Source organism: Hyella patelloides LEGE 07179 (assembly GCF_900659865.1).
In the GTDB taxonomy this organism is placed as follows: Bacteria; Cyanobacteriota; Cyanobacteriia; order Cyanobacteriales; family Xenococcaceae; genus Hyella; species Hyella patelloides.
The window spans coordinates 1-1043 of sequence record NZ_LR214354.1 but is presented as its reverse complement, the minus strand read 5'-3'; the positions used below and the strand labels follow the sequence as shown (position 1 = coordinate 1043).

Here is a 1043-nt window from a genome sequence, read left to right as displayed (position 1 = left end):
CAAACAAGTAATTACAGATTGGTTAAAAGATATAGGACTAAAACTGAATCCTAGTAAGACTAGAATAGCCCACACACTCGAAGAATACAACGGAGAGAAAAAGGGCTTCAAATTCCTGGGATTTTATATTTATCAATTTAAAGCAGGTAAATGTATCTCAGGGAAGGACACCAAAAAGAGAAAACTAGGATTCAAGACTTATATTTCTCCTTCACAGGAGAGTGTCGTCAAACACTATAGAAAATTAGCCGAAGTAATTGATAAACATAAAGGAGTTTCACAAGAAATACTAATTTCTAAACTCAACCCTATCATTGTAGGATGGTGCAATTACTTTAAACCGTATCAATGTAAAAAACATTTTCAAAAAGTTAGACATCTTCTATGGTGGAAGCTATGGAAATGGGGAAGATACAGACACCCAAACAAAGGATTGAAATGGCTCAAGAAAAGATACTGGAACACTAGGAAAGGCGATAACTGGGTCTTTTCATCAAGAAAAGGAGATAACCCTATTGAACTTATACGCCACACAAACATTAAGACCAATATCGGACATATAAAGGTAAGAGGTGATGCGTCAGTATTTGATGGCAACCTCACCTACTGGAGTACAAGAATGGGTAAACATCCCCAGATGCCAAAGCGAACAGCATCGCTGATTAAAAAACAAAAAGGGAAATGCGCTCACTGTAAACTGTTCTTTCGAGAAGAAGATGTAATAGAAACCGACCACATCATACCCACCGCAGCAGGTGGTAAAGATGAATACAAAAATCTACAACTATTACACCGACACTGCCACGATAAAAAGACTAAATCAGACCTCAAAATAATTGATAATTATCAGAGGAGAAAAAGAATGGAAGAATTCTATAAATGGTTTAATAAACTGAACTGGATATGGAAGGAAGACATTACAACAATGATTTAAAGGCGTACTGATGACAGCAGCCGTATTACTGAGGAGCGTAGTGATAGGAAACTATCACGCTACGTTTTGGAGAGCAGTGGAAGGGGCGACCCTTTCACTGACTTTACTT

General features: G+C 37.4%; 1 protein-coding gene. It reads left to right on the top strand.

All coding sequences use genetic code 11. The annotated features are described in order from the left end of the window. On the top strand, nt 1-934 hold a 934-nt coding region (locus H1P_RS33695; RefSeq protein ID WP_186376316.1), incomplete at its 5' end, for a group II intron reverse transcriptase. Nucleotides 935-1043 lie beyond the last annotated feature (109 nt).